Source organism: Mesorhizobium sp. M0106, assembly GCF_040322715.1.
In the GTDB taxonomy this organism is placed as follows: Bacteria; Pseudomonadota; Alphaproteobacteria; order Rhizobiales; family Rhizobiaceae; genus Mesorhizobium.
Genome location: NZ_JAMYUA010000005.1, coordinates 122,025 through 145,150, shown reverse-complemented (window position 1 = coordinate 145,150; position 23,126 = coordinate 122,025). Strand labels below are relative to the sequence as shown.

Genomic DNA, 23,126 nt, shown 5'->3' with positions numbered 1-23,126 from the left:
AATCCGGAAAGCTGCAAAATCCGGGAGACGCGCTTTGAAAAATTCCGAGATTTCACGCCGCCAGATGCTGAAAGTGCCGCTCATCGGCGCGACGATCGCCGCGACATCTCAATCCGGTCTTGTCTGCGAGGCCCTTGCCCAACCCGTTCCAGCTTCGTCGCCAGCGCCCCCTGGCGCTTTCGCCCACAATGTCGAAGCAGTGGGTTATACCGATCTCGATCATCGCCCAGCCTTCAAAATGGCGATCAGGCAGGTTGGCGAACGTTGGTATCTCTACACTGGGCACTTCTGGCACTCCGGCTGGAGCATCGTGGACGTGACCGACCCGGCCAAGCCCGAGACGGTCAAGTTCGTGCCCTATCTCGGCACGAATACTTGGACTCTACAAATAGATTTGTCCGGCGACACGATGGTGACCGCCCTCGAAAAGCCCTTTGCTAATTTCGGCGGTGACCCCGACGCACCGTTCGGCGAAGGCGTTCTGATCTGGGATATCGCGGATCCCATCAATCCGAAACAACTCAGTCACTACCGCACCGGCGGAAACGGCACGCATCGCAACCTCTATCCCGGTGGACGTTATGTCCACCTTGCCGCCGGCATGCCGGGTTACAGGGGCAACATCTACGTCATCCTCGATATTTCGGATCGCTCGAATCCGCGCGAAGCCGGACGCTGGTGGGTGCCGGGCCAGCACGAGGCCGGCGGCGAGAGCTTTGCGGCTGCGAAGCCCGCCGCCGACCAGGAGACCGCCGATCGCTACCGGTTGCGACTGAAGCCGCAATGCATGTGCGGCGCCTTCTGCGCCAGCACGGGCGAGGATGTCTCGCTGCACGGCCCGCCTTATGTCACTGGCGATCTTGTCTATTTGCCTTATGGTGCGGCGGGAATCGTTGTGCTCGATATTAGCGACGTCTCCCAGCCGAGGCAGGTCGGCGGCCTGAGCTTCAGCCCTCCGTTTCATTCGCGCTTCGGTGTGCATAGCGTGCTGCCGATTCCAGAGCGCGGCATTGCCTTCGCCAATTCGGAGAACGTCACCTATGGACTTGGTCCGATGCATCACGCTTCGATCGTCGATATTTCCGATTCCAGTGAACCCTTCCTGCTGTCGCTGTTGCCCGAACCAGTGCCACCCGAAGGCGCTCCCTATTCGGATTTCACAACTCGTGGCGGCTGGCGCGGGCCGCACAACATCAACCACCACCAGCATCATCCCGATGTCCAGAAACAAGGCGATTTGTTCTATATCGCGCACTTCAACGCTGGGCTCAGGGTCTATGACGTCTCGAATACTCGGCTTCCGCGCGAGGTCGGCTACTTCATCCCGCCGGAGCCAGTCCGACGCTACGGCCCTATGCCGGAAGACAAGCTGGTTGTTCAGACCGAGGACGTGGTCGTGGACCGGCGCGGCTTCATTTACATAACTGACAAGAACCAGGGGCTCTGGATTCTCCGCTACACCGGCCCGCGGCCGGAAACGGATCGAACGTGACGGTCACATTCACCCTGAATGAAGCCTTAGTCGGAGCGCGGAAGCGGAGGCAGTCATGATTTGCTGGGAAAGTTTCATGGCACCGCGACATGATGAGCCGATACGGATTTTCCGACACGGACATCGATTCCCTTTTGTAAAGTCCGGCGCGATGCGAGATCAAAGCTTGATCACATACTCCTTGCGAGTCGTTTCAAGCACTTCCCAGCTCCCCTTGAAACCCGGCCTCAGCACGAAACTATCGCCGGCTTTGACGGTGCGCGCATCGCCGCCGTCTTCGGCGATCACCGAAACCCCTGACAGGATGTGGCAGAACTCCCACTCATCATATTCGATGCGCCATTTGCCCGGCGTTGCTTCCCAGATGCCGGCATAAAGGCCACCCGCCTGTTCCTCGACATTCCAGGTGCGGAATTTCGGTTCGCCTGAAATCAGGCGATCCGGCGCCGGTGCGCCATGCTCGGCTTCGACGGTGTCGACGCCGACGGAAAGAAACTTCGGCGTGGTCATGGCGATCAAACCTTGGCGAGAGCCTGTTCCAGATCGGCGACGATGTCGTTGACGTCCTCGATGCCGACCGAAAGCCTGACCGTGTCCGGCCCTGCCCCCGCGTTGATCTTCTGCTCGTCGGAAAGCTGGCGATGCGTGGTCGATGCCGGGTGGATGACCAGCGACTTGGTGTCGCCGACATTGGCCAGGTGCGAGAACAGCTCGAGCGCCTCGACGAACTTGATGCCCGCGGCATAGCCGCCCTTCAGCCCGAAAGTGAACACAGCGCCGGCGCCAAGCGGCGAGTACTTCTTCTGCAGCGCATTGTTCTTGTCGCTGGGCAGGCCGGGATAGGACACCCAGGCGACCTTGGGATGGTTGGAAAGCCATCCGGCGACCGCCGCCGCATTGTCGCAGTGGCGCTGCATCCTGAGCGGCAAGGTTTCCAGACCGGTCAGGATAAGGAATGCGTTGAACGGCGAAATCGCCGCGCCGATGTCGCGCAGGCCGAGCACGCGAGCAGCGATGGCGAAGGCGAAATTGCCGAAGGTCTCGTGCAGGACGAGGCCGCCATATTCGGGGCGCGGCTCCGACAGCATCGGATATTTGCCCGACTTCGACCAGTCGAAGGTGCCGCCGTCGACAATGGCGCCGCCGATCGAGTTGCCGTGGCCGCCGATGAACTTGGTCAGCGAATGCACGACGATGTCGGCGCCATGCTCGATCGGCCGCAGCAGATAGGGCGAGGCCAGCGTGTTGTCGACGATCAGCGGCAGGCCGTGCTTGCGGGCAATGTCGCCGATCTTCTCGATATCGACGAAGACGCCGCCCGGATTGGCCAGGCTCTCGATGAAGATTGCCTTGGTCCTGTCGTCGATCTGGCTCTCGAAGGTCGAGATGTCACTGGTGTCGGCCCAGCGCACCTGCCAGCCGAAATTCTTGAAGGCGTGGCCGAACTGGTTGATCGAGCCGCCGTAAAGCTTTGTCGCTGAAACGAAATTGTCGCCCGGCTGCATCAGATTGTGGAAGACCAGCACCTGCGCGGCATGGCCGGAGGCGACCGCAAGGCCTGCCGTGCCGCCTTCGAGTGCCGCGATGCGCTCTTCCAACACCGCCTGGGTCGGGTTCATGATGCGGGTGTAGATGTTGCCGAACGCCTTCAGCCCGAACAGCGAGGCGGCATGGTCGGCATCGTCGAAGACGAAGGAGGTGGTCTGGTAGATCGGCGTCGCTCGCGCGCCGGTCGCCGGATCCGGCTTGGCGCCGGCATGGACGGCGAGCGTGTTGAAACCGGGCGTGCGGGCCATCGAAAAAAACCTCCCTGAATGGTGAATGGTGAATGGTGAATGGTGAATGGTGAATGGTGAATGGCAAAGTCGGCCAGCCCCACCCTGATTGCAAGCGGCTCATATGCCGCCTTGCCGGCCTTCCAGAAAAATCCTTCTATTCACCATTCACTATCCATTACCTACTTCTGGCGAACGCCGAAACTCTGGAACCCCGGCCGCATCAGCGGCTTCTTCGACGACAGCACGCCTGAATTGACGCCGGTCCAGCCGATCTCGCCGGACAGCTTGCCATATTCGATCTTGGGGCAACGGTTCATCACCACCTTGATGCCGGCGGCTTCGGCGCGTGCGGCCGCCTCGTCATGGCGTATGCCAAGCTGCATCCAGATGACCTTCGGCAGCGGATCGAGCCGCAACACCTCGTCGACAATGCCCGGCACGGCAGCGGAAGCGCGAAACACGTCGACCATATCGACAGGTCCTGGAACGTCGGCGAGTCTGGCATAGGTCATCTGGCCCAGAATCGCCTTGCCAGCCTGGCCGGGATTGATCGGGAACAACGAGAACCCTTTGCCGAGCAGATATTTCAGCACGAAATAGCTCGGCCGCACGTCATTGGCCGATGCGCCGACCATGGCGATGGTCTTCACCGAATTGAGGATGCCGGCGATATAGGCGTTGTCGTAGGCGTCGTGGTTCATGCCTCGTCATACAGCGCTTCGGAGTGAGGTGCCAACAGCCGAGCAAGTGGCTTGCAATGGGCCAGGGAGAACGTCGTCAGCCCGGCAGCGAAATCGATCCGTCTTCCGCGATCGGAAAAGCCGGATTGTGCGCGACTTCCCAGACATGCCCGTCCGCATCGGCGAAATAGCCGTACCAGCCGCCCCAGAAGGCGCGCCCGGCCGGCTTGACGATCTTGCCGCCGGCCTTCTCAGCCGCCGCAAGCACTTCGTCGACCTCGGCGTCAGAGCGGGTGTTGTAGGCGAGGTAGACGGCCGACGGCGCCTTCGAGAAGCTGACGCCCGAATCCTCTTCTGCGCTTGGGCGCGGAAACAAGCCAAGAATAGCGCCGCCCATCTGGAAGAAGGCAACGCCGTCGGTGATCCCGGCATGGCGGGTCAGGCCCATCGCCTCATAGAAGCGGGTCGCACGGTCGAGATCGTCGGTGGCGATGGTGATGATGGAGATGCGCGGTTCCATATCCGCCTCCTATTCCTCCGGCCATTCCGGCCTGCGCTTTCCGATGAAGGCGCCAATGCCCTCTTCCGCATCGCGCGCCAGCATGTTCTCGACCATGACGCGCCCGGTGTAATCATAGGCCTCGGCCAGCCCCATTTCTGCCTGTTCGTAGAAGGCTTCCTTGCCGATCTTGACGACCAGGGAGGATTTGGACGCAATGGTTTGCGCGTATTTGGTGACAATCTGATTCAGATATTCGCGCGGCACGACGCGGTTGACCAAGCCGAATTCCTTGGCGGTTGCCGCATCGATCGTCTCGCCGGTCAAAAGCATCTCCATGGCGTGCTTGCGCGAGACGTTGCGCGACAGCGCCACCATCGGCGTCGAGCAGAACAGTCCGATATTGACGCCAGGCGTGCAGAAGGTCGCCTCGTGCGAGGCGATGGCGAGATCGCAGCTGGCGACCAGCTGCAATCCGGCCGCCGTCGCCAGGCCGTCGACTTCGGCGATCACCGGCTTAGGATGGCGAACGATCGCCTGCATCAGCGCGGCGCAGGCGGAAAAGGTCTTTTCGAAAAAGGCCCTGCCGCGATCGGCATCGGCGCGGTGCGTGCTCAACTCCTTGAGGTCGTGCCCGGCGCAGAACACTTTGCCGGCCGCCCCAAGAATGATGACGCGGACGGATTTGTCGGCCTTGGCGCGGTCGAGTTCCGCCATCAGCGCCGCCATCACTGCAAGCGAAAGAGCGTTGGCCGGCGGATTGGCGAGCGTCAGGCGCAGCACGCCGTTGTCCAGCCTGGAGACGACCGGCCCTTCGGCAACGGCAGGTTTGATGGCAACGATTTCGGCCATGGGGTCATTCCTCCGCGATTCCGGATCGGTGATCGACTAATCTAGTATGCCGGTCTCGCTTCGTCCAACACCCCGCTTCTGCCATAATGAATGGCTGTTGCCAGAAACGGCACGCTACGCTCATACAGGCAGGCGCAAACGAGGGACCGACATGCCTGCCCAAAGCAACCTCAAGCCGGTGCTGACGGCTGCTGATGTCAACGCGCTGATGGCGACCGTTTTCCCGCAACTCAACGACCAGTTCACCTTCTATGAGGCGTTGGAGGTGTTTCCAGGCGGCTGTATCGTGCGGCTCAACGCCGACGAGCGCCATTTGCGTCCCGGCGGCACCGTGTCGGGTTCAGCGCTGTTCACGCTGGCCGACATAGGCGGCTATGTCTGCGTGCTCTCGCATGCCGGACCGGATGCACTTTCGGTCACCACCAGTCTCAACATCAATTTCGTCCGCAAGGCCGAGAGTGGTCCTATCGACGGCCATTGCCGCATCCTCAAGCTCGGCAAGAGCCTGATGGTGTTCGATATCGACATCGTCGCCGGCCCGGAGGGACACACGGTAGCGCACGCAACGGGCACCTATTCGATCCCGCCAAAGCGAGGGCCGGCCTGATGCTTTCGATTGAATTTTTCCTTGATGTGTATATATGTGCGCATAGGTGATCTTTGCTGGAGCGTGACAGCCGCAAAATCGTGAAGCGTCTCAAGGACGACGGTTTCGAGCTGGTTTCCATACGCGGCTCACATCACAAGTTCCGAAAGGGCGAGATCGTGTTGATCGTTCCGCATCCGGAGAAGGATCTACCAACCGGTACAGCTCGCGCCATCGCCAAGCAAGCGGGCTGGATATAGGCGACCTGAAGCGGCTTGGAGGCTGAGATGAAGAACTATTTCGCGTTGGTCGATAAAGATCCCGACAGCGCGTTCGGCATTCGCTTTCCCGACATTCCCGGCTGCTTTTCAGCCGCGGACGAGGCGGAAGACATCGTACCGAATGCAGTCGAAGCGTTGCAACTGTGGGCGGAGGATATGCCTGTTCCCGAACCGTCCAGCCACGAGGCGATCATCGCGCTTGCGGATATACGCAAAGCACTTGCTGAAGGAGGCTATCTGGTCTCGGTACCACTCATCGACAATGACAGCGCCGTCGTGAGGGCGAATGTGACTTTCGAGCGTGGCGTTTTGCGGGCGATCGACGCCGCAGCGCGCGACCGAGGCATAACGCGATCGGCATTCCTCTCCAGCGCAGCTCGCAAGGAAATCGAGGCAAAGCACTGAGACTTGCCCGACATAGAGCCAAAATCGCGATGTGGTAAAATCATACCTTTAACACAAGTCATTGTTTTCATTTGGCTTTATCTTCTGGCAAGTGTTTCATGCGCCTTGACGCGGTCGAACCCCTCCCCTATAAGCCGTGACGAAGCAGCGGCCCGCAAAGGCCGCCGTTTTGTTATTGGCGGCGGGCAAGCGCCTTTCGCCAATCCAAGCAACAAGAAACGCCTTCTTTTGAAGGTCCGAACCGAAAGCAACAATCCATGGCAACCTTTTCGCAGAAGCCTGCGGATGTGGTGAAGAAGTGGGTGCTGATCGACGCCGAGGGTCTCGTCGTCGGCCGTCTCGCCACTGTCATCGCCAATCATCTTCGCGGCAAGCACAAGCCCACCTTCACCCCGCACGTCGACGACGGCGACAACGTCATCGTCATCAATGCCGACAAGGTGGTGTTCACCGGCAAGAAGTTCACCGACAAGGTCTATTACTGGCACACCGGCCACCCCGGCGGCGTCAAGGAGCGCACCGCGCGCCAGCTACTCGAGGGTCGTTTCCCCGAGCGTGTCGTCGAGAAGGCCGTCGAACGCATGATCCCGCGTGGCCCGCTCGGCCGTCGCCAGATGAAGAACCTCCGCGTCTATGCAGGCACGGAACATCCGCATGTCGCCCAGCAGCCCGTCGTCCTCGACGTGGCCAAGCTGAACGCCAAGAACAAGAAGGTTTCGTAAGATGGCTGAGCTTTCCTCGCTCGCAGAACTCGGAGCTGCCACCGGCAATACCAACACCCAGCCGGCCGCACCCGTCCACGTCCAGAAACTCGATAAGTCGGGCCGCGCCTACGCCACCGGCAAGCGCAAGAACGCCATCGCCCGCGTCTGGGTGAAGCCCGGCTCCGGCAAGATCGTCGTCAACGACAAGGTGTTCGCCGAATATTTCGCGCGTCCGGTGCTGCAGATGATCCTCAACCAGCCGATCATCGCCGCCAATCGCGCCGGCCAGTACGACATCGTTGCCACCGTCATCGGCGGCGGCCTTTCCGGCCAGGCCGGTGCCGTGCGCCACGGCATCTCCAAGGCGCTGACCTATTACGAGCCGGCGCTGCGCGCCGTGCTCAAGAAGGGTGGCTTCCTGACCCGCGACAGCCGCGTCGTCGAGCGCAAGAAGTACGGCAAGGCGAAGGCCCGCCGCTCCTTCCAGTTCTCGAAGCGTTAAACAAAGACCGGTTTTCTATCGATTTTTTCAGAGGGGCTGCGTATTCGCAGCCCCCTTTTCTTTGTCGACATAGCAATCCCGCATCTTCAGGTGACCCTACGTAATATTAGTAGTATCTTAATTACAGGCGCGTTCCAGATCCCAGGGCAGCAGCCAACTCCACAGAGCGGGAGCTGTGCACGTTGCGACGCGCCGGTAACCCGACGCTCGCGAAGGAGGAGGCAATGCGCATCCATTCCAGCAGTGTGTTTCTGGCAGCTGTCGCCGCCACTTGGGCATTCGCCGCGCCTGCGGCCGACAAAAGCGACGAGCAGCTGATCGAGAATGCGATCACAGCGGCACCGGAGGCTGTCGGCAAAAACGCCGCCGTCGTGAATTGGGAGATGAAGACGTTGAGGAAGGGCACCAACGGCTTCACTTGCATCCCGGACGACCCGAGCACTCCCGCCGACGACCCAATGTGCACGGATGAGAACGGGATGGCGTGGATGCACGCGATCATGTCCAAGAAGGAGCCGCCTGCAGGGAAAGTTGCTTTCGCCTACATGCTAAAAGGAGGCGATGCGGCCAGCAATACCGACCCCTTTGCAACCAAGCCGCCGGAGGGGGCCGAATGGCTGCATGATGGTCCGCACGTGATGGTCATGAACGCACCAGACATGATGGCCTTGTATCCCCACGAGCCGAACCCCACACAGCCATACGTCATGTTCCCCGACACGCCCTACGCGCACCTGATGATTCCAGTCAAATAGATCAAGCAAGAGCTGCCGCGAAGCGTAGTGGCGGGTCACCTGAGGGAAGCGAGCCGCGCTTATTTTCGGGCGCGGCTCTCCCGGGTGTCAGGGCTGGCCGGCGGACGCCTTGATGAAGTCAATGAACGCCCGCAACGGTGCCGGCACGAGGCGCCGGCCGGGATAGTAAAGGAACGGCCCGGAGAAGCTCTGCCACCAGGGTTCGAGCAGCGGTTCGAGCGCCCCGCTCTCGAAGTGAGGGCGTAGCCAATCCTCGAACAGGCTGATGATGCCGGTGCCGGCGATGGCTGCATCGACTTTGAGGTCAGTCGCCCCGCCCAGGGTCACGAGAAGCGGCCCCGTCGGGTCGACCCGCACCACCTCGCCGTCGCGCTCGAATTCCCACGGCGGCATCGCACGGCTGGCAAAGCGGCCGCGCAGGCAGGCATGGCCGAGCAGGTCGCTCGGGTGTTGCGGCCGGCCATGACGATCCAGGTAGGCCGGGCTGGCGGCGGTGGCGAAGCGCTGCACGCGCGGTCCGATCGGCACAGCGATCATGTCCTGCTCCAGCCGCTCCTCATAGCGAATGCCGGCGTCGCACCCCGCCGCCAGCACATCGACGAAGCTCTCCTCCGAGATCACCTCCAACCGGATGCCTGGATAGGCGGCGAGAAAAGGCGGAACGATGCTGGGCAGCACCAGCCGCGCCGCGCTGACCGGCACATTGAGGCGCAACGTACCTGCCGGCCTGTCGCGAAAGCCGTTCACTACGTCGAGGGCCGACTCCACCTCGGTCAAGGCAGGACCGAGCCGCGCCAGCAGGCCTTCGCCGGCTTCCGTCAGGACAACGCTGCGGGTCGTCCGGTTGAGCAGCCTGACACCGAGCTGCGTCTCCAGGCGCCGCACCGCCTCGCTCAAGCCGGACGCACTGCCGCCGCTGGCGCGTGCCGCATCCCGAAAACCTTTGGCGCGCGCTACGGCCACGAAGGCGTTCAGGTCCCCGAGATCAATCTGCATTGTTCGTCGTTCCGCACAGCCCGTGCGAATTGTACCCAATTATCATGAGATCGGACAGCGTCTATCTGTGCACCGTTCCTGAAGGAGAAAGACCATGTCCAGCGTCGACCAGTCCGGCACATTCATCCTCGGCGACCGCCCAGTGAGACGGCTCGGCTACGGCGCCATGCAGCTCGCAGGGCCAGGCGTCTTCGGCCCACCAAAGGACCACGACGCGGCATTGGCCGTACTGCGCGAAGCCGTTGCACAAGGCGTCAACCACATCGACACCAGCGACTTCTATGGCCCGCACGTGACCAACCTGTTGATCCGCGAAGCGCTCGCACCCTATCCCGACGACCTCGTTATTGTCACCAAGATCGGTGCCCGACGCGGCACGGATGGCTCATGGCTGCCGGCCTTCTCGGCAGAAGAGCTGACACAGGCGGTGCACGACAATCTGCACAATCTCGGACTCGACGTGCTGGAGGTGGTCAACCTTCGGGTCATGTTCGACGCGCATGGCCCCGCCGAAGGGTCGATCGAGGCGCCGCTTAAGACGCTTGCCGAGCTCCAGCGACAGGGCCTCGTGCGCCACATCGGGCTGAGCAACGTCACCGCTGCGCAGATCGCCGAAGGCCGCAGGATGTGCAGGATCGTCTGCGTGCAGAACCAGTACAATCTGGCGCATCGGGGCGATGATGCCTTGATCAACGATCTCGCCCGCGACGGCATTGCCTATGTGCCGTTCTTCCCGCTTGGCGGCTTCAACCCGTTGCAGTCGTCGACCTTGTCCAAGGTCGCCGCACGCCTCGGCGCCACGCCCATGCAGGTCGCGCTCACTTGGCTGCTTCGCCGCGGACCCAACATTCTTCAGATTCCCGGCACGTCTTCCGTCGCGCATCTCAGGGAGAACCTCGCCGCTGCCGACCTCGAACTGTCGGACGATGTCATCAAGGAGCTGGATGGTGTGGCAATGGCGGCCTGCGGGTAGATTACCGAAGGCAGTGATGAGCCAATCTCCCCCAAGTGGGTTCTCTTGCCGGGGAGATTGCCGGCAGGACAGCGAAGGCGCGCGACCTTGCAGGCGGGACAGCCGAGACGCTGAAGGATCGTCGGATTTTTCTGCCACTACGCCACATTTTGTTCTTGCTTTGTGCCGGCAACTATGCTACTAATCTGGGTATGGTGCTAATTGGCTCCAACGACCCGCCCACAGAGGCGGGTTTTCTGTTTCTGGGTTCCTTCGAAAGTTTGGCGCTGCCGGCCTGGGGTCGGCGGGACAGCGCCCTTCTGCCCTGCCGGGCATCATTCCCACAAGAGGGAGATCCAATTCTCGCCGCGCCGGTCTAGTTGATGCTGGCCGTGTTGGCAGGCTCGGCCGGGCGCTTCTCACCGGCATAGGGCACGCGAAAACCGTTCGCCGCCAGCCAACTGATGGCGGCCTTCGGTTCATCGGTCTGGATGATGGTGGCGCCGCGCTCGACCCAGAAGCCATAAGTCTCGCGCGGGAGGCTGGCCGCAACCGCCAGCTCGTCGCCGCGACCACCGGCGAGGAAGCCGCCCGGCTTGTTGACGATGGCATAGGTGTCGGCCCAGATGTGCCAGTCGCCCCTCACCGCCAGCGCGCGCATACGCGGGCTGAACAGCGGGCCGCCGGTCTCGGTCAGTGTCTCTGATCCCGTGCGCCAGTTGATCATCTCGACCGCGCGCATCGGGAAGGCCCGGCTCACTTTCTCGGCAAACATGGCGTCGCGAACCGCGTCATCGGCGATAATCGGCATGAACTGGAAGCCGCTGCCGATCGCGTCCATGGCGGCCTTGACACTGGCAATCCGCTCCGCATTCCACAGGTTCTCCTTGACGATCACCTGTTCGGCCATGCCGAGGTCGCGCGCAACCGCGACCATGCCGACGAGGCTTTCGGTATCGAGCTTGTTGTCGAGATTGATGAGGATCCTGTCCCTGGTGGTCATCAACATCTCGCGCAACGTCGAGACCGTCTCGCCCGTAACGGCGCCGGTGCCTTCGATCACCAACCGGCACGTCTTGAGTTCGGCCATCGTGCGGTTGACCACCTCACCCTTGCAATTCGTCGTGCGGTCGAGCCAACTGTCATGCATGACGACGAACTGTCCGTCCTTCGAGCGCCTGATATCGACCTCGACAATTTCGGCGCCCATTGCGATCGACGCCTCGACGGCGGCGATCGAATTTTCGGGATAGAGCGTCTTGCCGGATTGCATGCCGCCGGCGCGGTGAGCGGCCACTATCACATGGTCGCGCCATTGGTTGGCGTGCTCGAAGCGGTCGAGAATCTGCCTGGCGCGCGTTTCGCCTGCCGATGCCTGGCCAAGGGAGAGCGCCAGCGCCGCGGAAAGCAGAAGGCTCAGCCAAATCGTTCGCATGAGACAGGTCATTCGCACGAGAATCGCTCCGTACCGGGATCGCACCTCGGTTAAGCGATGCCCGTGACAGGCAGGTGAACGAAGCCGGCTTGCAAAATGCCGGAAAATCAGGTCAGCGCCGGCCGAGGCAGTCGTCGGCGGCTACTTTCGGTTGCTTGCCAGGCAATCTCCTGGCGAGCCATGCCGGGTTCGCCTGGCGAGCAAGGATTTGTGACCGGATCGAATGGCCATGATCCTCCGCAGGGGTCGCAATTCTGAGAATTATGTCCAATAAGGTTGCGCGTCGACGCACAGGAGATCGCTTCATGCCGCCAAGGACCATCGATCATGCCTTCACCACCCGCTCCAGGACGGGTGCGTCGTTCGAGCCGACCTATGCCGGCGCCCTGTCGTTCATGCGGCGCAAATATTCGAAGGACGTGAAGGACGCCGATGCGGTGGTGTGGGGCATTCCCTTTGACGCTGCGGTCACCAATCGGCCGGGCGCCCGTTTCGGACCGCAGGCAATCCGCCGCGCCTCGGCCATCCTCGACAACGATCCGCAATATCCGTTTTCGCGCGACCTGTTCGAACAGCTTGCCGTGGTCGATTATGGCGACTGCCTGCTCGACAGCGGCAATCACCAGAAGACGCCTGCCACGATCGAACGCGAAGCGGCGAAGATCCTGAAATCCGGCGCCTTTCTGCTGTCACTCGGTGGCGATCACTTCGTCACCTGGCCGTTGCTCAAGGCGCATGCCGCCATCCATGGCCCGCTGGCTCTGGTGCAGTTCGACGCACACCAGGACACCTGGCCCGACGACGGCAAGCGCATCGATCACGGCTCCTTCGTCGGCCGTGCAGTCAAGGAGGGCATCATCGACCCCGACCGGTCGATCCAGATCGGCATCCGCACCCACGCGCCCGACACGTTCGGCATCAAGATCCTGTATGGCCATGAAGTGGAGGAAATGCGTGCGTCGGACATCGCCTATGCCATCGTCGACCGTACGGGCGGCAAGAAGACCTACGTCACTTTCGACATCGATTGCCTGGACCCGGCTTTTGCGCCCGGCACCGGAACGCCGGTCGCGGGAGGCCCGTCTTCGGCAAAGATCCTGTCGGTGCTGCGCCAGATCAATCAGCTCGATATCGTCGGCGCCGACGTCGTCGAGGTTGCGCCAGCCTATGATCACGCCGATATAACGGCAATTGCCGGGTCGATGGTGGCCATGCACTATCTCGGGCTGTTGGCGGAACGAAAGGCCCGACTCGAAGAAATGAACCAGGGCAATCATGGCGTTGCCGGATTGAACCAGGCAAGCGGCATATAGCTTTGAGATAACAGGAATTTTGGCAAGCAATGAAACCGAAAATCTTCATCGACGGCGAGCACGGCACCACCGGTCTGCAGATAAGGGCGCTGCTTGCCGAGCGTGGCGACCTGGAAATCATCTCCATCCCGACCGAGCGCCGCAAGGAAACGGCAGCGCGCGCCGAGTTCCTCAATGCCGCCGATGTCGCGATTCTCTGCCTACCGGACGCGGCCGCCAAGGAAAGCGTTTCGCTGATCGCCAATGACACCACCAAAGTGATCGACGCCTCGACGGCGCATCGTGTCGCCGATGGGTGGGAATATGGTTTCGCCGAAATGGACAAGGACCAGGCGAAGAAGATCGCTTCGGCGAAGCGCGTCGCCAATCCGGGCTGCTGGCCGCAAGGACCAATCGCGACGCTGCGGCCGCTGGTTGCGGCGGGGCTGCTGCCGGCCGATTTTCCGGTCACCGTCAACGGCATTTCCGGCTATTCCGGCGGCGGCCGGCCGATGATCGAGGATTATGTCGGCAAGGGCGAGGATGCGCCGGAATTCCTGCCCTACGGGCTGACGCTGCAGCACAAGCACGTGCCTGAGCTTAGGACCTATGCTAAGCTTTCGCACGATCCAATCATGCAGCCGGCGGTCGGCAATTTCGCGCAAGGCATGATCACGGTGGTGCCGCTGCAACTCGGCGGCCTCGACCATGTGCCGACCGGCGCCGAGCTTCACGCGGCGATCGCCGATCATTTCGCTTCCATCGATGGCGGCGTGGTCGAGGTGGCGCCGTATCTGCATCAGGAACGCATGCCTGACATCGATCCGGAGATCTATAATGGCACCAACCGGATGAAGCTCTACGTCTTCGCCAATGACGATCGAGCGCAGGCGCTGCTGCTTGCGGTCTATGACAATCTCGGCAAGGGCGCCTCGGGCGCCGCCGTGCAGAACATGGATCTGATGCTCGGCCTCTAAATGGATGTGCCGGCATTTCCAAAGCGCTGGAAGGTCGGCGCGCCCGAACTCATCGCCGAAACGTTCAGCAGCCGCATCTGGAAGGTCGCGCGCGAGGACGGCTCGCCGGCAATCGTCAAGGATCTAAAGCCTTTCGACGATGTCGAGGACGAGTTGCGTGGCGAGCATTTCCTCGCCTGGCGACGCGGCGAAGGCGCGGTGCGGCTGCTGGGCCGCGATGGCCACCGCATGCTGCTCGAGTATGCCGGCGAAACCTCGCTGTCACAGATGATTGCGGATCAGGGCGACAATGCCGCCACCGCGATCGCGGCGGAGGTAATGGCCAAGCTGTTCTCGCCGTCGAAGCACCCTGCTCCACCGGACCTTCAGCCGTTGCGGACCCGGTTTTCCAGCCTGTTCAAAAAGGCGAAGGCCGATCGCGCCGCCGGCGAAAAGAGCCTGTATGTCGAAGCTGCCGAAATCGCGGAACGGCTGTTGTCCAATCCGCACGACGTACGGCCGCTGCATGGCGACCTGCATCACGACAACATCATGCACGGTCCGCGCGGCTGGCTGGCGATCGATCCAAAGGGCGTTCTCGGCGACCCCGGCTTCGATGCCGCCAATGTGTTCTACAACCCACTCGACCGAGACGATCTTTGCCTCGATCCGCGGCGGATCGCGCATATGGCGCATGTCTTTGCAGCAACGCTCGGCCAGTCGCCGCCCGCGATACTGGACCACGCCATCGCCTATGGCTGCCTGTCGGCTGCATGGCACCATGAAGATCGCAATGCGGTCGACGAAAACCGCGAACTGGCGATTGCCGCGGCAATCCGGCGGGTGCGGCTCAGCCTCTGAGAGCGATCTCGTGGGGCAGCGGGTAAGCGCCCTTGGTACCGCGCCAATGCGCGGCGGCGAAGCCCAGCAGAAACAGCGCGAATGCCTGATGCGTCAGGGCCATGTGCAGAGGCACCTGCATCAATAGCGTGCCGATGCCGATCGACGCCTGCACCACGACAATCAGGAACAGCAGCGTCGCGCGTCGGGCATGCGTCGTGCCCGGCAGGCGCCGGCGTGTCGCAATCATGTGCCAGAGCGCGACCGCGAAGATCGTGTAGGCGCCGACCCGGTGGACGAATTGCACCGTCTTCGGATTTTCGAAGAAATTGCGCCATGCCGGCTCCAGCAGCAGGTCGCCGGGAACCAGCTTACCGTCCATCAGCGGCCAGGTGTTGTAGCTCAAGCCGGCGTCTAGCCCTGCGACCAGCCCGCCGAGATAGATCTGGACCAGCGCCAGCAGCACCAGGAAGCCGGCCAGACGTTGCGTCGAGCGGTCGGCAGCAGGTTCCGAGTGCGGCGCCAGCCCACGCGCGACCACCATGGTCGCCGTGAAGATCAGCGCCGCCAGCGTCAGATGCGTCGCCAGCCGATATTGGCTGACCGAAACCCGGTCAACCAACCCGGACGCCACCATCCACCAGCCTATCGCGCCCTGCATAGCGCCGAGAAGGAGGATGCCCGACAACTTCGTGCCGAGGCCCCGCTCGATGCGGCGCGTCGCCCAGAAGAACAGCAGCGGCAGGGCGAAGACCACGCCGACACTACGCGCCAGGATGCGGTGCACCCATTCCCACCAGAAGATCGATTTGAACGCCTCGATGCTCATGCCGTTGTTGAGTTCGGCATATTGCGGGGTCTGCTGGTAGCGCAGGAACTCCTCCTGCCACTCGGCATCATTGAGCGGCGGGATGACGCCGTGTATCGGCTGCCATTCGGTGATCGACAGGCCGGAATTGGTGAGCCTTGTAGCGCCGCCGACCAGTACCAGCGCAAACAGCACCAGGAGCACGACATAGAGCCAACCGCGTACCAGCGCGCGGTTGCGAAGGTCGCGATCGCGGGCGGCGAAAGGCGCGGCATCGGATATGGCAGCAGCCATGGATTTGTCCCGGCAGTTGAAGTCGCGGATTGGTGAACCATCGCAACCCGGCTTGCAAGACCGGATAGCGCGGCACGCCGTCGCGCCGTTTCTGGCGGGTTGCGCGTATTGGCTGTTCGGCCTAAGCGATAGCGATCAACGAGATCACGCCATGCCCATTCGCCTGAAAAAGCTGATCGGAAGCTTCCTGCTGGTAGTGCTGGTCATAGTCTATGCGCTGGTCGCCTCGATCGTGGCGGTCGCCCAATTGTCGCAGTCCGGGCCGCTGGCGCACTTCATCTTCTTCCTGCTCAGCGGGCTTTTGTGGGTGCTGCCGGCGATGGGCATTATCAAATGGCTGATCCTGGAGCCGCGGCCGAAGGGGCGAGGCAACAGTTAGATCGTCACCACCGTCTTGCCGGCATTGGCCAGCGGCGTCGTCACGCCCGACAACATTGTTCGGATGTGGGCAACGCTCTGATAGCGGCCATTGACCGAAATGCGCGGCAGGGCGTGCAGGAAGCCGGCATGCTCGGCGCGGAGTATGCCGTGGCGGGTCGTCACCGCCGAGGCGTAGCCGGCATCGCGGACTAGGCCTACTTCGCGGCGGCCGACGGCACTGGCATAACCGTAGGGATAGGCGAAATGGCGCGGCTCCTCGCCGAGTTTGGCCTGCAATATGCGCTTGACGTCGCCGATCTCATGTCGCGCATCGCTCTCGGAAAGCCGCTTCAGATTGCAGTGATTGACGCTATGTGCGCCGATCGTCACCAGCGGGTGCCCGGCCATGGTGCGGATCTCGTCCCAGTTCATCAGCGTGCTCGGGCGCGGACCACCCAACTCGATGCCGTTCGAGCGCGCCAGATCCCGCAACACCGCACGCTGGTCCTGCTCGCGCACCTTCAGCGTCAGATGAGCGTGCAGGCGCGCATTGGCCTGGACCTTTTTTCCCGGACTCGAGCAGTCGATTGTCACCGGGCCATCCGGCGTCGTCAGCGTCAGGCGATCGCGCGCATTGACGATGTCCTCGACCACGTCCCACCACAAATCGGCAGCGCCGTCGATCAGCCCCGGCGCGACGTAGATGGTGATCGGCGCGCCGTGTTTCTCCAGCACCGGCAGCGCCTCGGTCATGTTGTCTCGATAGGCGTCGTCGGCGGTGATTGTCGCAAACTGGCCGTCCTTGTCGCCAGCCTTGATGCGCTCGATCGCCTCGTCAAGCGTGACGAAACTGTAGCCGTTCGCCTTCATGTCGGCGATCACGGTGTCGAGAAACCCGGGCGCGATGTTCAAGTGGCGGTTGACGCCGTTCGGCTTTTCCGGCGTCGCGGTAACCCGATGCAGCATCAGGATGGCGCCAAGGCCGCCGATAAACGGCTTGGCCAGCGGCGCGAGACCGGAATAGCGGGCGATATTGAGCGCCAGTTTGCGGATTGCCTCGCCCCCGTCGATCATTCATTCACCTTTTGCGCCTAAGCTCATCAAGCATGGAATGCGCCTGCGCGGGACCCCCAATCGCGACGAATACGCCCTAAGGATTGAGGTATGGTTGACGCCACCGCGTCATTTGACGGCAATCGGCTGGCAAGCAGCGAGGCGTCGCCGTGTGCCTTGCCGGCCGGCAAAGCCGGCCTGTCAACCTCGGTCGCCGATAGTGCGGCGTTGGCGGCGTACGCAGAATTCTGCCATTCGGCGCTTTTTGCCCCTGCGCAAAGCGCAGGCTGGATCCTGAACTGGGCCGCACATACCGGCGCCGACGTTGTCGTTGCGACGCTGCGCGCCGAGGACAGGCCGGTTTTCTCACTGGCGCTGGAGGTCACTCGCAGTGGAGCGTTCCGCGTCGCCCGGTTCATGGGCGGCCGCCATGCAAACGGCAATTTTGCCGCCGCCGACCCGCAATGGCTGGCGAATGCCGATATCGCGGCGATCCGTTCGATGCTGGCTGCGATTGCCAAGGCGCGGCGCGACATCGATCTTGTCGCGCTGGAGCGGCTGCTGCCCGATCTCGACGGCGTTGCCAACCCGCTCTCCGCCTTGCCGCATTTTTCGAGCCCCAATCTGTCGCTGGCTGCCGGTCTTGTGGGAGGGTTTGATGCACTGCTCACCCGCGTGAGCGGCAAGCGCAGGCGCAAGAAGCATCGCTCGCAGGCGCGCAAGTTCGAGGCCGTCGGCAGCCATCGCCGCATCGAGGCGAGGACTGCGGACGAGGTGAACAGGCTGCTCGACGCCTTTTTCGAGATGAAGGAATTCCGCTTCCGCAAGATGGGCATCGCCAATGTTTTCGGTGAAGCGGAGGTGCGCGCTTTTTTCCGCTCCCTGTTTACCGAGGCGCTTCAAGAGGAAAACCCGTCCTTCGTCCTGCATGGACTGGAAGTCGCCGGCAAGCTTCGTGCGGTCACCGGCTCGAGCCGTTCGGGCAAGCGGCTGATCTGCGAATTCGGGGCGATCGCCGAGGACGACCTCGCCCACACCAGCCCGGGCGACTTCCTGTTCTTCGACAACATCCAGGAAGCCTGCGACGCGGGTTTCGAAATCTATGATTTCTCGGTCGGTGACGAACCCTACAAGCGATTGTGGTGCGATGTCGAAACGCAGCATTTCGAGGTCCTGGTTCCGCTGACGCCGAAAGGTCGCGCGCTGGCGCTTGCGCTCAGGCACGGCGCGCGCCTGAAGGCATTCATCAAGCACAGCCCAATGGTCTGGAAGCTGACCAAGCTGCTGCGCCGTAAAGCCGTGGGGCGGACAGCACCGGCCGCAGGCGAAGACGACAGCTGATTTCGATTTGAGAGAAAACTGCCTCAGGCGGCCGAGCGCCGTCCCGGCATTGGGCCCGGCGCCACATGGCCGATGGGCGTGACCAGCGTCAGGTCGGGATAGCCACTCTCGATGAGCGCGACCGCGGCCTGCGTCACCTCGTCGTCCGGCTCAAGCATGGAGAGCAAGACCTCGGTCCCCTCGCCCACCAGGCGGCTGATGCCTTGCGCGTCGGCCGGTCCGCATTCGACCACGACCAAATCATAGGCGGTGGTCAGCGACTGCATGATGATCGGCAGCCGGTCGGCGGCGCGCATGGCGCGGACCGGATCGGCTGTGCCGACGGGAATAACGTGGCAGTCCGAATAGAGATCGGGGTGGATCACATCGCTGAACTGCGCTTGCGAGGCGAGCAGATCGGTGATGCCCGGAAACAGCCCGCTGTCCAGCATCGGCCGCGAGGCGGCACCCGAAGCGGTGAGATCAAGCAGCAGCACGCGAAGCCCGGCGTCGGAGACTGCGCGCGCCACCAGCACTGCCGAGGCAGCCGCCTCGTCGCCTTCTGGCGACACGAATATGGCGCGGGCGGCACCGGTGGCGATCAGTTTTTCCGCGGCCTTGTCGATGTCGACCTCGCCGAGGATAGAACGTGCCGGTTCAATGTCTCCAGCGGCCATTTCAGAGTACTCCGGTTCGATTTTCTCGGCAGCCGCTTCCGCCACCGCGACGGGTTCCGGCTCCACTTTGCTTTCAATGATATTGTCGTCGTCGGCCTCATCGATCTCGACGACTGCCGGTTCGGACCGGCCAACCGACGGGTCGGGCTCGGCCATCACGCGTTCGGCCTGGACAGCCGGCATCGCAACCTGCTCGATGCGGTCGAAATGGGCACCGGCGGCCGGACGCATGGCGCGGCCGGAAAACAGTTCCTGCAGCAGCGTGACGATCGCCATGATGAGCAACGAGCCGACAAAGGCCGCACTGACAATCGGACCAATCTTGGGGAAATAAGGTTCGGCCGGCACCTGGGCCTCCGAAAATACGCGAGCGTCGACGGGCAGATAGTTGCGATCCTTGCGTGCGGCCGCCTGGAGATAGCTGGATGAATAGAGATCGAGCTGCTGACGCTTGGTCGCGGCATCACGCTGCAGCGCATCGAGTTCCACCTGCTCTTCGCCGGCGCGGGCGGACGCCGCCTTCAGCGTGTTGACGTCTGCCACGAGTTGAGCCTCTCGCGCCTTCGCCGTCTCGGCCTGCGCCATCAGACCTTTCATGATCTTTTCCGCTTCGTTGCGGATCTGGCGGTCGAGATCCGCGAGCTGCGACTTCAGCGCGCGGATGCGCGGATGGTTGTCGAGCAAGGTGGTGGAAAGGTCGGCGATGTTGTTCTTGAGTTCGACTTGCCGCTCGCGTAGGCGCTGGATCAGTTCGGAAGACAACACCTCCGGAACGGCATCCAGCGAGCCGCCATTGCGCAACGCCCTGCGCACGCTGTCGGCGGTCGCTTCCGCCGAAGCGCGATTGGCGCGCACGCGTGACAGTTCGCTCGACAATTCGGACAGCTGCTGGGTGGCAAGCACCGAATTGTTGCCGCCCATCAAAAGATCGGACTGCGCACGGAATGCGGCAACCTTGGCTTCCGCCTCCTTCACCCGGTTCTGCAGATCCGCGATTTCCGGCGCCAGAAAGTCGGTGGCGGCGGAATTCGATTCGAGCTTGGCATTGCCCTTGGAGGCGATATAGGCGTTTGCAATGGCGTTCGGGATCGCGGCGGCAAGCTTTGGATCCTCTGACGAGAACTCGATTGCGATCGCGCGGGTTTTTTCAACGCCATAGACGTTGAGCTTCTCATGCATTGCGTCCAGCACGCGCTCTTCCAGCGGAATCTCGAACGGATCGCTTTTCAAGCCAACAAGGACAAGGGCGCGGCTCAGCGCCGACATCTTCAGCGCCTCGTCGAATTCGGGCAATTTCGCCAGGTTGAGCTTCGCCGCCACCTGCTTGAGGATGTCGGGGGACGAGATGATCTGGACCTCGGTGGCCACAGCCTCTTCGTCGGGAATCGACCGCTCGTTGCCGTTGGCCCCGGCTGGCCGCGTGAACTCCGATTCTCGAGGCCCGATCTCCAGCTTGGCTGCCGCCTTGTATTCGGGCGTTGCAAGCCAGGCGAGCGCAAAGGCCAGACCGGTTACAACCAGTGCGACGACAAGGATGCGCAGCCAGTTTCGCGCCAGGCCGGCGAAAAGCTGCCTGAGATCGACGTCGACATCTGCGGCCGCGGATTGAACGGACATGCATCCCTGCTCCGGTACTGAGTCAGCATGCACCGTAAACAACTATGGTAACTCAGCCGTTAATATCGCGGTAAGAACCTGTCAGGCTCTATTAACAAGCCGCAAACAAGAGGCTGAAAACCATCTGCATTCGTCGATCCGGCCCGCATCGGCCGCGCGCCTTTACCGGCCATTAACCCTAACAGGATGATAACCGAGCTCGATCGTTAAGGTTTGCCGCAGAGTCGCCGGCTATTCAAAGGTACGTGTCCGCTCATGAAAAGCACTGCTCCCCTTTTCCGCGCGCTGCTTGCCGTATCGATGCTTTCGGGCTGCTCCAGCTACCGGCCGACGCCGGCCGCATTCCATGAAGTTCTCGACCAGCCCTATCGCCTCGGCGCCGGCGACCGCGTCCGCGTAACCGTGTTCGAGCAGGAAGGACTGACCAATACCTACAGTGTCGACCAGTCCGGCTATCTCTCGCTGCCGCTCGTCGGCAACGTGCCGGCGCGCGGCCACACCGCCCAACAGCTTGAAAGCGAGATCGCCGAGAAACTGCGCCAGGGTTATTTGCGGGATCCCGATGTTTCGGTAGAAATCGATCGCTACCGGCCGATCTTCGTCATGGGTGAAGTGGGTGCGGCGGGGCAGTATTCCTACGTTCCAGGCCTAACCGTGCAGAAAGCCGTCGCCATCGCCGGCGGGTTCACGCCACGCGCCAACCAGGAAAGCGTCGACATTACCCGCGACATCAACGGCAAGGTGATAACCGGACGCGTGGTGACCTCCGACCCGCTGCTGCCCGGCGATACAGTCTATGTTCGCGAACGCCTGTTTTGATGTGCTGACAAAGTGGCGGACACACTCAGGATCGTCCACTGCTTTCGCTCACCGGTCGGAGGCATCTTCCGGCATGTGCGCGACCTGACCGAGGCTCAGGTCGCCGCCGGCCATGCCGTCGGCATCGTCTGCGATTCGACGACGGGCGGCGATTTCGAGGAACGGCTGTTCGAACAGATGAAAGGCAGCCTGGCGCTCGGCATTCACCGCACCCCGATGCAGCGGCATGTCGGGCCAGGCGATCTCGCCTCGGCCCGGCGCACCTACAGGATCATAAAAGAATTGCGGCCGGACGTGCTGCACGGGCATGGCGCCAAAGGTGGCGCCTATGCCCGTCTGTTCGGCTCATTGTTGCGGGTATCCAGGTCTCGCGTAGCCCGCCTTTATTCGCCGCATGGCGGCTCGCTTCACTATGACGAGACCACCGCCATGGGGAAGCTGTTCTTCGCGCTCGAGCGCTTCATGGCTCGCTTCACCGATTGCCTGCTGTTTGTTTCCGATTATGAGCGGCGGACTTATCGCAGGAAGGTCGGCGAGCCACCCATTCCGAACGCTCTCGTCCACAACGGCCTGCGCGCCGCCGAGTTCGAGCCGGTGCGGACCGAGCACAATGCGGTTGACCTCCTCTATATCGGCATGATGCGCGATCTCAAGGGCCCGGACATCTTCATCGATGCGCTGGGGCTAGCCGCGACACGGCTCGGCCGCCCATTGAAAGCGCTGATGGTCGGCGACGGCGACGACCTGGCGCGCTATCGCGCCCAGGTAGATCAGCTCGGCCTCGAGGTCAGCTTCCTGGCGCCGATGCCGGCCAGGCTCGCCTTCAGGCTGGCCGAACTGGTCGTCGTTCCCTCGCGCGCGGAAGCCATGCCCTATATAGTTCTGGAAGCGCTCGCCGCCGGCAAGCCGATCATCGCGACGGCGGTCGGCGGCATACCGGAAATCTTCGACACCGGCTCGCCTGTCCTGATCCGGCCCGACCCGCGCGAACTTGGCGACAAGATAAGCGCCGCATTGGCCGATCTCGACACCTACAAAGGCCTGATGCCCGGCCTCGCCGACCTCAAGGCACGCTTCGGCGCCGATGTAATGGCCGCCGAAATCGAAAAGGCCTATTTCGCCGCGCTCAAAAAATAGAGCAATGGGTTTCCACCGGGCTGCTCCTGGTGAAAG

The 23,126-nt window shown here is 62.3% G+C and carries 25 protein-coding genes; 15 read left to right on the top strand and 10 right to left on the bottom strand.

Annotated elements, in window-relative coordinates; genetic code table 11:
* Positions 1–34 precede the first annotated feature (34 nt).
* Positions 35–1,492, top strand: a complete 1,458-nt coding sequence (locus tag NKJ55_RS07540; RefSeq protein ID WP_352449344.1) for an LVIVD repeat-containing protein — start codon at positions 35–37, stop codon at positions 1,490–1,492.
* Between the two features lie 159 nt (positions 1,493–1,651).
* Here NKJ55_RS07540 and NKJ55_RS07535 read toward each other — a convergent pair whose 3' ends face one another.
* The 5 genes from NKJ55_RS07535 to NKJ55_RS07515 form a co-directional block, all read right to left on the bottom strand.
* Positions 1,652–2,002: a cupin domain-containing protein gene (locus NKJ55_RS07535; protein ID WP_352449343.1), complete on the bottom strand. Its 351-nt coding sequence runs from the start codon at positions 2,000–2,002 to the stop codon at positions 1,652–1,654.
* Positions 2,003–2,007: 5 nt separating this feature from the next.
* Complete coding sequence (locus tag NKJ55_RS07530; RefSeq protein WP_352449342.1) at positions 2,008–3,288, bottom strand: O-acetylhomoserine aminocarboxypropyltransferase; 1,281 nt, start codon at positions 3,286–3,288, stop codon at positions 2,008–2,010.
* 161 nt (positions 3,289–3,449) lie between these two features.
* Positions 3,450–3,971: a CoA-binding protein gene (locus NKJ55_RS07525; RefSeq protein WP_352449341.1), complete on the bottom strand. Its 522-nt coding sequence runs from the start codon at positions 3,969–3,971 to the stop codon at positions 3,450–3,452.
* A 76-nt stretch (positions 3,972–4,047) separates the two neighbouring features.
* The gene (locus NKJ55_RS07520) at positions 4,048–4,470 is read right to left on the bottom strand and encodes a VOC family protein (protein ID WP_352449340.1); all 423 of its coding nucleotides are present in this window, start codon (positions 4,468–4,470) and stop codon (positions 4,048–4,050) included.
* Between the two features lie 9 nt (positions 4,471–4,479).
* Positions 4,480–5,301, bottom strand: coding sequence for an enoyl-CoA hydratase (locus NKJ55_RS07515; RefSeq protein WP_352449339.1), 822 nt, complete (start codon positions 5,299–5,301; stop codon positions 4,480–4,482).
* Between the two features lie 151 nt (positions 5,302–5,452).
* Here NKJ55_RS07515 and NKJ55_RS07510 point away from each other — a divergent pair, with 151 nt between their 5' ends.
* From NKJ55_RS07510 to NKJ55_RS07485, 6 genes are all read left to right on the top strand, one after another.
* Entirely contained in the window at positions 5,453–5,908 is a 456-nt protein-coding gene (locus NKJ55_RS07510; protein WP_352449338.1) for a PaaI family thioesterase, read from the top strand.
* A gap of 56 nt (positions 5,909–5,964) precedes the next feature.
* Positions 5,965–6,147 (top strand): type II toxin-antitoxin system HicA family toxin, encoded by a 183-nt coding sequence (locus NKJ55_RS07505; protein WP_352449435.1) that lies wholly within the window; start codon positions 5,965–5,967, stop codon positions 6,145–6,147.
* Positions 6,148–6,174: 27 nt separating this feature from the next.
* Complete coding sequence (locus tag NKJ55_RS07500) at positions 6,175–6,573, top strand: type II toxin-antitoxin system HicB family antitoxin (RefSeq protein ID WP_352449337.1); 399 nt, start codon at positions 6,175–6,177, stop codon at positions 6,571–6,573.
* Positions 6,574–6,830: 257 nt separating this feature from the next.
* The gene (gene rplM / locus NKJ55_RS07495) at positions 6,831–7,295 is read left to right on the top strand and encodes a 50S ribosomal protein L13 (RefSeq protein ID WP_023674645.1); all 465 of its coding nucleotides are present in this window, start codon (positions 6,831–6,833) and stop codon (positions 7,293–7,295) included.
* 1 nt (position 7,296) lies between these two features.
* Positions 7,297–7,779, top strand: coding sequence for a 30S ribosomal protein S9 (gene rpsI / locus NKJ55_RS07490; protein WP_023674644.1), 483 nt, complete (start codon positions 7,297–7,299; stop codon positions 7,777–7,779).
* Positions 7,780–8,003: 224 nt separating this feature from the next.
* Positions 8,004–8,534, top strand: coding sequence for a hypothetical protein (locus NKJ55_RS07485; RefSeq protein ID WP_352449336.1), 531 nt, complete (start codon positions 8,004–8,006; stop codon positions 8,532–8,534).
* 87 nt (positions 8,535–8,621) lie between these two features.
* Here the strand turns inward: NKJ55_RS07485 and NKJ55_RS07480 are convergent, their stop codons facing one another.
* Positions 8,622–9,530 (bottom strand): LysR family transcriptional regulator, encoded by a 909-nt coding sequence (locus tag NKJ55_RS07480; protein ID WP_352449334.1) that lies wholly within the window; start codon positions 9,528–9,530, stop codon positions 8,622–8,624.
* A gap of 94 nt (positions 9,531–9,624) precedes the next feature.
* On the opposite strand from NKJ55_RS07480, the gene NKJ55_RS07475 reads away from it, so the two are divergent.
* Positions 9,625–10,503, top strand: a complete 879-nt coding sequence (locus NKJ55_RS07475; protein WP_352449333.1) for an aldo/keto reductase family oxidoreductase — start codon at positions 9,625–9,627, stop codon at positions 10,501–10,503.
* 355 nt (positions 10,504–10,858) lie between these two features.
* Here NKJ55_RS07475 and NKJ55_RS07470 read toward each other — a convergent pair whose 3' ends face one another.
* Positions 10,859–11,917, bottom strand: coding sequence for a glycerophosphodiester phosphodiesterase family protein (locus tag NKJ55_RS07470; protein WP_352449332.1), 1,059 nt, complete (start codon positions 11,915–11,917; stop codon positions 10,859–10,861).
* Positions 11,918–12,222: 305 nt separating this feature from the next.
* On the opposite strand from NKJ55_RS07470, the gene speB reads away from it, so the two are divergent.
* Genes speB through NKJ55_RS07455 form a run of 3 tightly spaced genes read left to right on the top strand, consistent with a single transcriptional unit; the run spans position 12,223 to position 15,026 of the window.
* Positions 12,223–13,230 (top strand): agmatinase, encoded by a 1,008-nt coding sequence (gene speB, locus NKJ55_RS07465; protein WP_352449331.1) that lies wholly within the window; start codon positions 12,223–12,225, stop codon positions 13,228–13,230.
* Between the two features lie 29 nt (positions 13,231–13,259).
* The gene (gene argC / locus NKJ55_RS07460) at positions 13,260–14,186 is read left to right on the top strand and encodes an N-acetyl-gamma-glutamyl-phosphate reductase (protein WP_352449330.1); all 927 of its coding nucleotides are present in this window, start codon (positions 13,260–13,262) and stop codon (positions 14,184–14,186) included.
* Complete coding sequence (locus tag NKJ55_RS07455; protein ID WP_352449329.1) at positions 14,187–15,026, top strand: aminoglycoside phosphotransferase family protein; 840 nt, start codon at positions 14,187–14,189, stop codon at positions 15,024–15,026. It begins immediately after the preceding gene.
* Here NKJ55_RS07455 and NKJ55_RS07450 read toward each other — a convergent pair.
* Positions 15,016–16,107, bottom strand: coding sequence for a COX15/CtaA family protein (locus NKJ55_RS07450; protein ID WP_352449328.1), 1,092 nt, complete (start codon positions 16,105–16,107; stop codon positions 15,016–15,018). The two genes, NKJ55_RS07455 and NKJ55_RS07450, sit on opposite strands and share 11 nt — an antisense overlap.
* 151 nt (positions 16,108–16,258) lie before the next feature.
* Between NKJ55_RS07450 and NKJ55_RS07445 the strand changes: the two genes are divergently transcribed.
* On the top strand, positions 16,259–16,486 hold the full coding sequence (locus NKJ55_RS07445; protein ID WP_023674629.1) for a DUF2842 domain-containing protein: 228 nt from the start codon (positions 16,259–16,261) through the stop codon (positions 16,484–16,486).
* On the opposite strand, the gene NKJ55_RS07440 is transcribed toward NKJ55_RS07445, so the two are convergent.
* Complete coding sequence (locus NKJ55_RS07440; RefSeq protein ID WP_352449326.1) at positions 16,483–17,541, bottom strand: polysaccharide deacetylase family protein; 1,059 nt, start codon at positions 17,539–17,541, stop codon at positions 16,483–16,485. The two genes, NKJ55_RS07445 and NKJ55_RS07440, sit on opposite strands and share 4 nt — an antisense overlap.
* Positions 17,542–17,631: 90 nt before the next feature.
* On the opposite strand from NKJ55_RS07440, the gene NKJ55_RS07435 reads away from it, so the two are divergent.
* Positions 17,632–18,861 (top strand): GNAT family N-acetyltransferase, encoded by a 1,230-nt coding sequence (locus NKJ55_RS07435; protein ID WP_352449325.1) that lies wholly within the window; start codon positions 17,632–17,634, stop codon positions 18,859–18,861.
* Between the two features lie 23 nt (positions 18,862–18,884).
* On the opposite strand, the gene NKJ55_RS07430 is transcribed toward NKJ55_RS07435, so the two are convergent.
* Positions 18,885–21,134: a GumC family protein gene (locus NKJ55_RS07430; protein ID WP_352449324.1), complete on the bottom strand. Its 2,250-nt coding sequence runs from the start codon at positions 21,132–21,134 to the stop codon at positions 18,885–18,887.
* Positions 21,135–21,389: 255 nt separating this feature from the next.
* Between NKJ55_RS07430 and NKJ55_RS07425 the strand changes: the two genes are divergently transcribed.
* Entirely contained in the window at positions 21,390–21,953 is a 564-nt protein-coding gene (locus NKJ55_RS07425) for a polysaccharide biosynthesis/export family protein (protein WP_023674625.1), read from the top strand.
* A gap of 12 nt (positions 21,954–21,965) precedes the next feature.
* Complete coding sequence (locus NKJ55_RS07420) at positions 21,966–23,090, top strand: glycosyltransferase family 4 protein (RefSeq protein WP_352449323.1); 1,125 nt, start codon at positions 21,966–21,968, stop codon at positions 23,088–23,090.
* The last annotated feature ends 36 nt before the right edge of the window (positions 23,091–23,126 follow it).

What these genes read in the sequence shown, in the direction of transcription:
- NKJ55_RS07535 (WP_352449343.1), bottom strand. Translation starts at nt 2,002, where the DNA reads ATGACCACGCCGAAGTTTCTTTCCGTCGGCGTCGACACCGTCGAAGCC.
- NKJ55_RS07530 (WP_352449342.1), bottom strand. Translation starts at nt 3,288, where the DNA reads ATGGCCCGCACGCCCGGTTTCAACACGCTCGCCGTCCATGCCGGCGCC.
- NKJ55_RS07525 (WP_352449341.1), bottom strand. Translation starts at nt 3,971, where the DNA reads ATGAACCACGACGCCTACGACAACGCCTATATCGCCGGCATCCTCAAT.
- NKJ55_RS07520 (WP_352449340.1), bottom strand. Translation starts at nt 4,470, where the DNA reads ATGGAACCGCGCATCTCCATCATCACCATCGCCACCGACGATCTCGAC.
- NKJ55_RS07515 (WP_352449339.1), bottom strand. Translation starts at nt 5,301, where the DNA reads ATGGCCGAAATCGTTGCCATCAAACCTGCCGTTGCCGAAGGGCCGGTC.
- NKJ55_RS07510 (WP_352449338.1), top strand. Translation starts at nt 5,453, where the DNA reads ATGCCTGCCCAAAGCAACCTCAAGCCGGTGCTGACGGCTGCTGATGTC.
- NKJ55_RS07500 (WP_352449337.1), top strand. Translation starts at nt 6,175, where the DNA reads ATGAAGAACTATTTCGCGTTGGTCGATAAAGATCCCGACAGCGCGTTC.
- rplM (WP_023674645.1), top strand. Translation starts at nt 6,831, where the DNA reads ATGGCAACCTTTTCGCAGAAGCCTGCGGATGTGGTGAAGAAGTGGGTG.
- rpsI (WP_023674644.1), top strand. Translation starts at nt 7,297, where the DNA reads ATGGCTGAGCTTTCCTCGCTCGCAGAACTCGGAGCTGCCACCGGCAAT.
- NKJ55_RS07485 (WP_352449336.1), top strand. Translation starts at nt 8,004, where the DNA reads ATGCGCATCCATTCCAGCAGTGTGTTTCTGGCAGCTGTCGCCGCCACT.
- NKJ55_RS07480 (WP_352449334.1), bottom strand. Translation starts at nt 9,530, where the DNA reads ATGCAGATTGATCTCGGGGACCTGAACGCCTTCGTGGCCGTAGCGCGC.
- NKJ55_RS07475 (WP_352449333.1), top strand. Translation starts at nt 9,625, where the DNA reads ATGTCCAGCGTCGACCAGTCCGGCACATTCATCCTCGGCGACCGCCCA.
- NKJ55_RS07470 (WP_352449332.1), bottom strand. Translation starts at nt 11,917, where the DNA reads ATGCGAACGATTTGGCTGAGCCTTCTGCTTTCCGCGGCGCTGGCGCTC.
- speB (WP_352449331.1), top strand. Translation starts at nt 12,223, where the DNA reads ATGCCGCCAAGGACCATCGATCATGCCTTCACCACCCGCTCCAGGACG.
- argC (WP_352449330.1), top strand. Translation starts at nt 13,260, where the DNA reads ATGAAACCGAAAATCTTCATCGACGGCGAGCACGGCACCACCGGTCTG.
- NKJ55_RS07455 (WP_352449329.1), top strand. Translation starts at nt 14,187, where the DNA reads ATGGATGTGCCGGCATTTCCAAAGCGCTGGAAGGTCGGCGCGCCCGAA.
- NKJ55_RS07450 (WP_352449328.1), bottom strand. Translation starts at nt 16,107, where the DNA reads ATGGCTGCTGCCATATCCGATGCCGCGCCTTTCGCCGCCCGCGATCGC.
- NKJ55_RS07445 (WP_023674629.1), top strand. Translation starts at nt 16,259, where the DNA reads ATGCCCATTCGCCTGAAAAAGCTGATCGGAAGCTTCCTGCTGGTAGTG.
- NKJ55_RS07440 (WP_352449326.1), bottom strand. Translation starts at nt 17,541, where the DNA reads ATGATCGACGGGGGCGAGGCAATCCGCAAACTGGCGCTCAATATCGCC.
- NKJ55_RS07435 (WP_352449325.1), top strand. Translation starts at nt 17,632, where the DNA reads ATGGTTGACGCCACCGCGTCATTTGACGGCAATCGGCTGGCAAGCAGC.
- NKJ55_RS07430 (WP_352449324.1), bottom strand. Translation starts at nt 21,134, where the DNA reads ATGTCCGTTCAATCCGCGGCCGCAGATGTCGACGTCGATCTCAGGCAG.
- NKJ55_RS07425 (WP_023674625.1), top strand. Translation starts at nt 21,390, where the DNA reads ATGAAAAGCACTGCTCCCCTTTTCCGCGCGCTGCTTGCCGTATCGATG.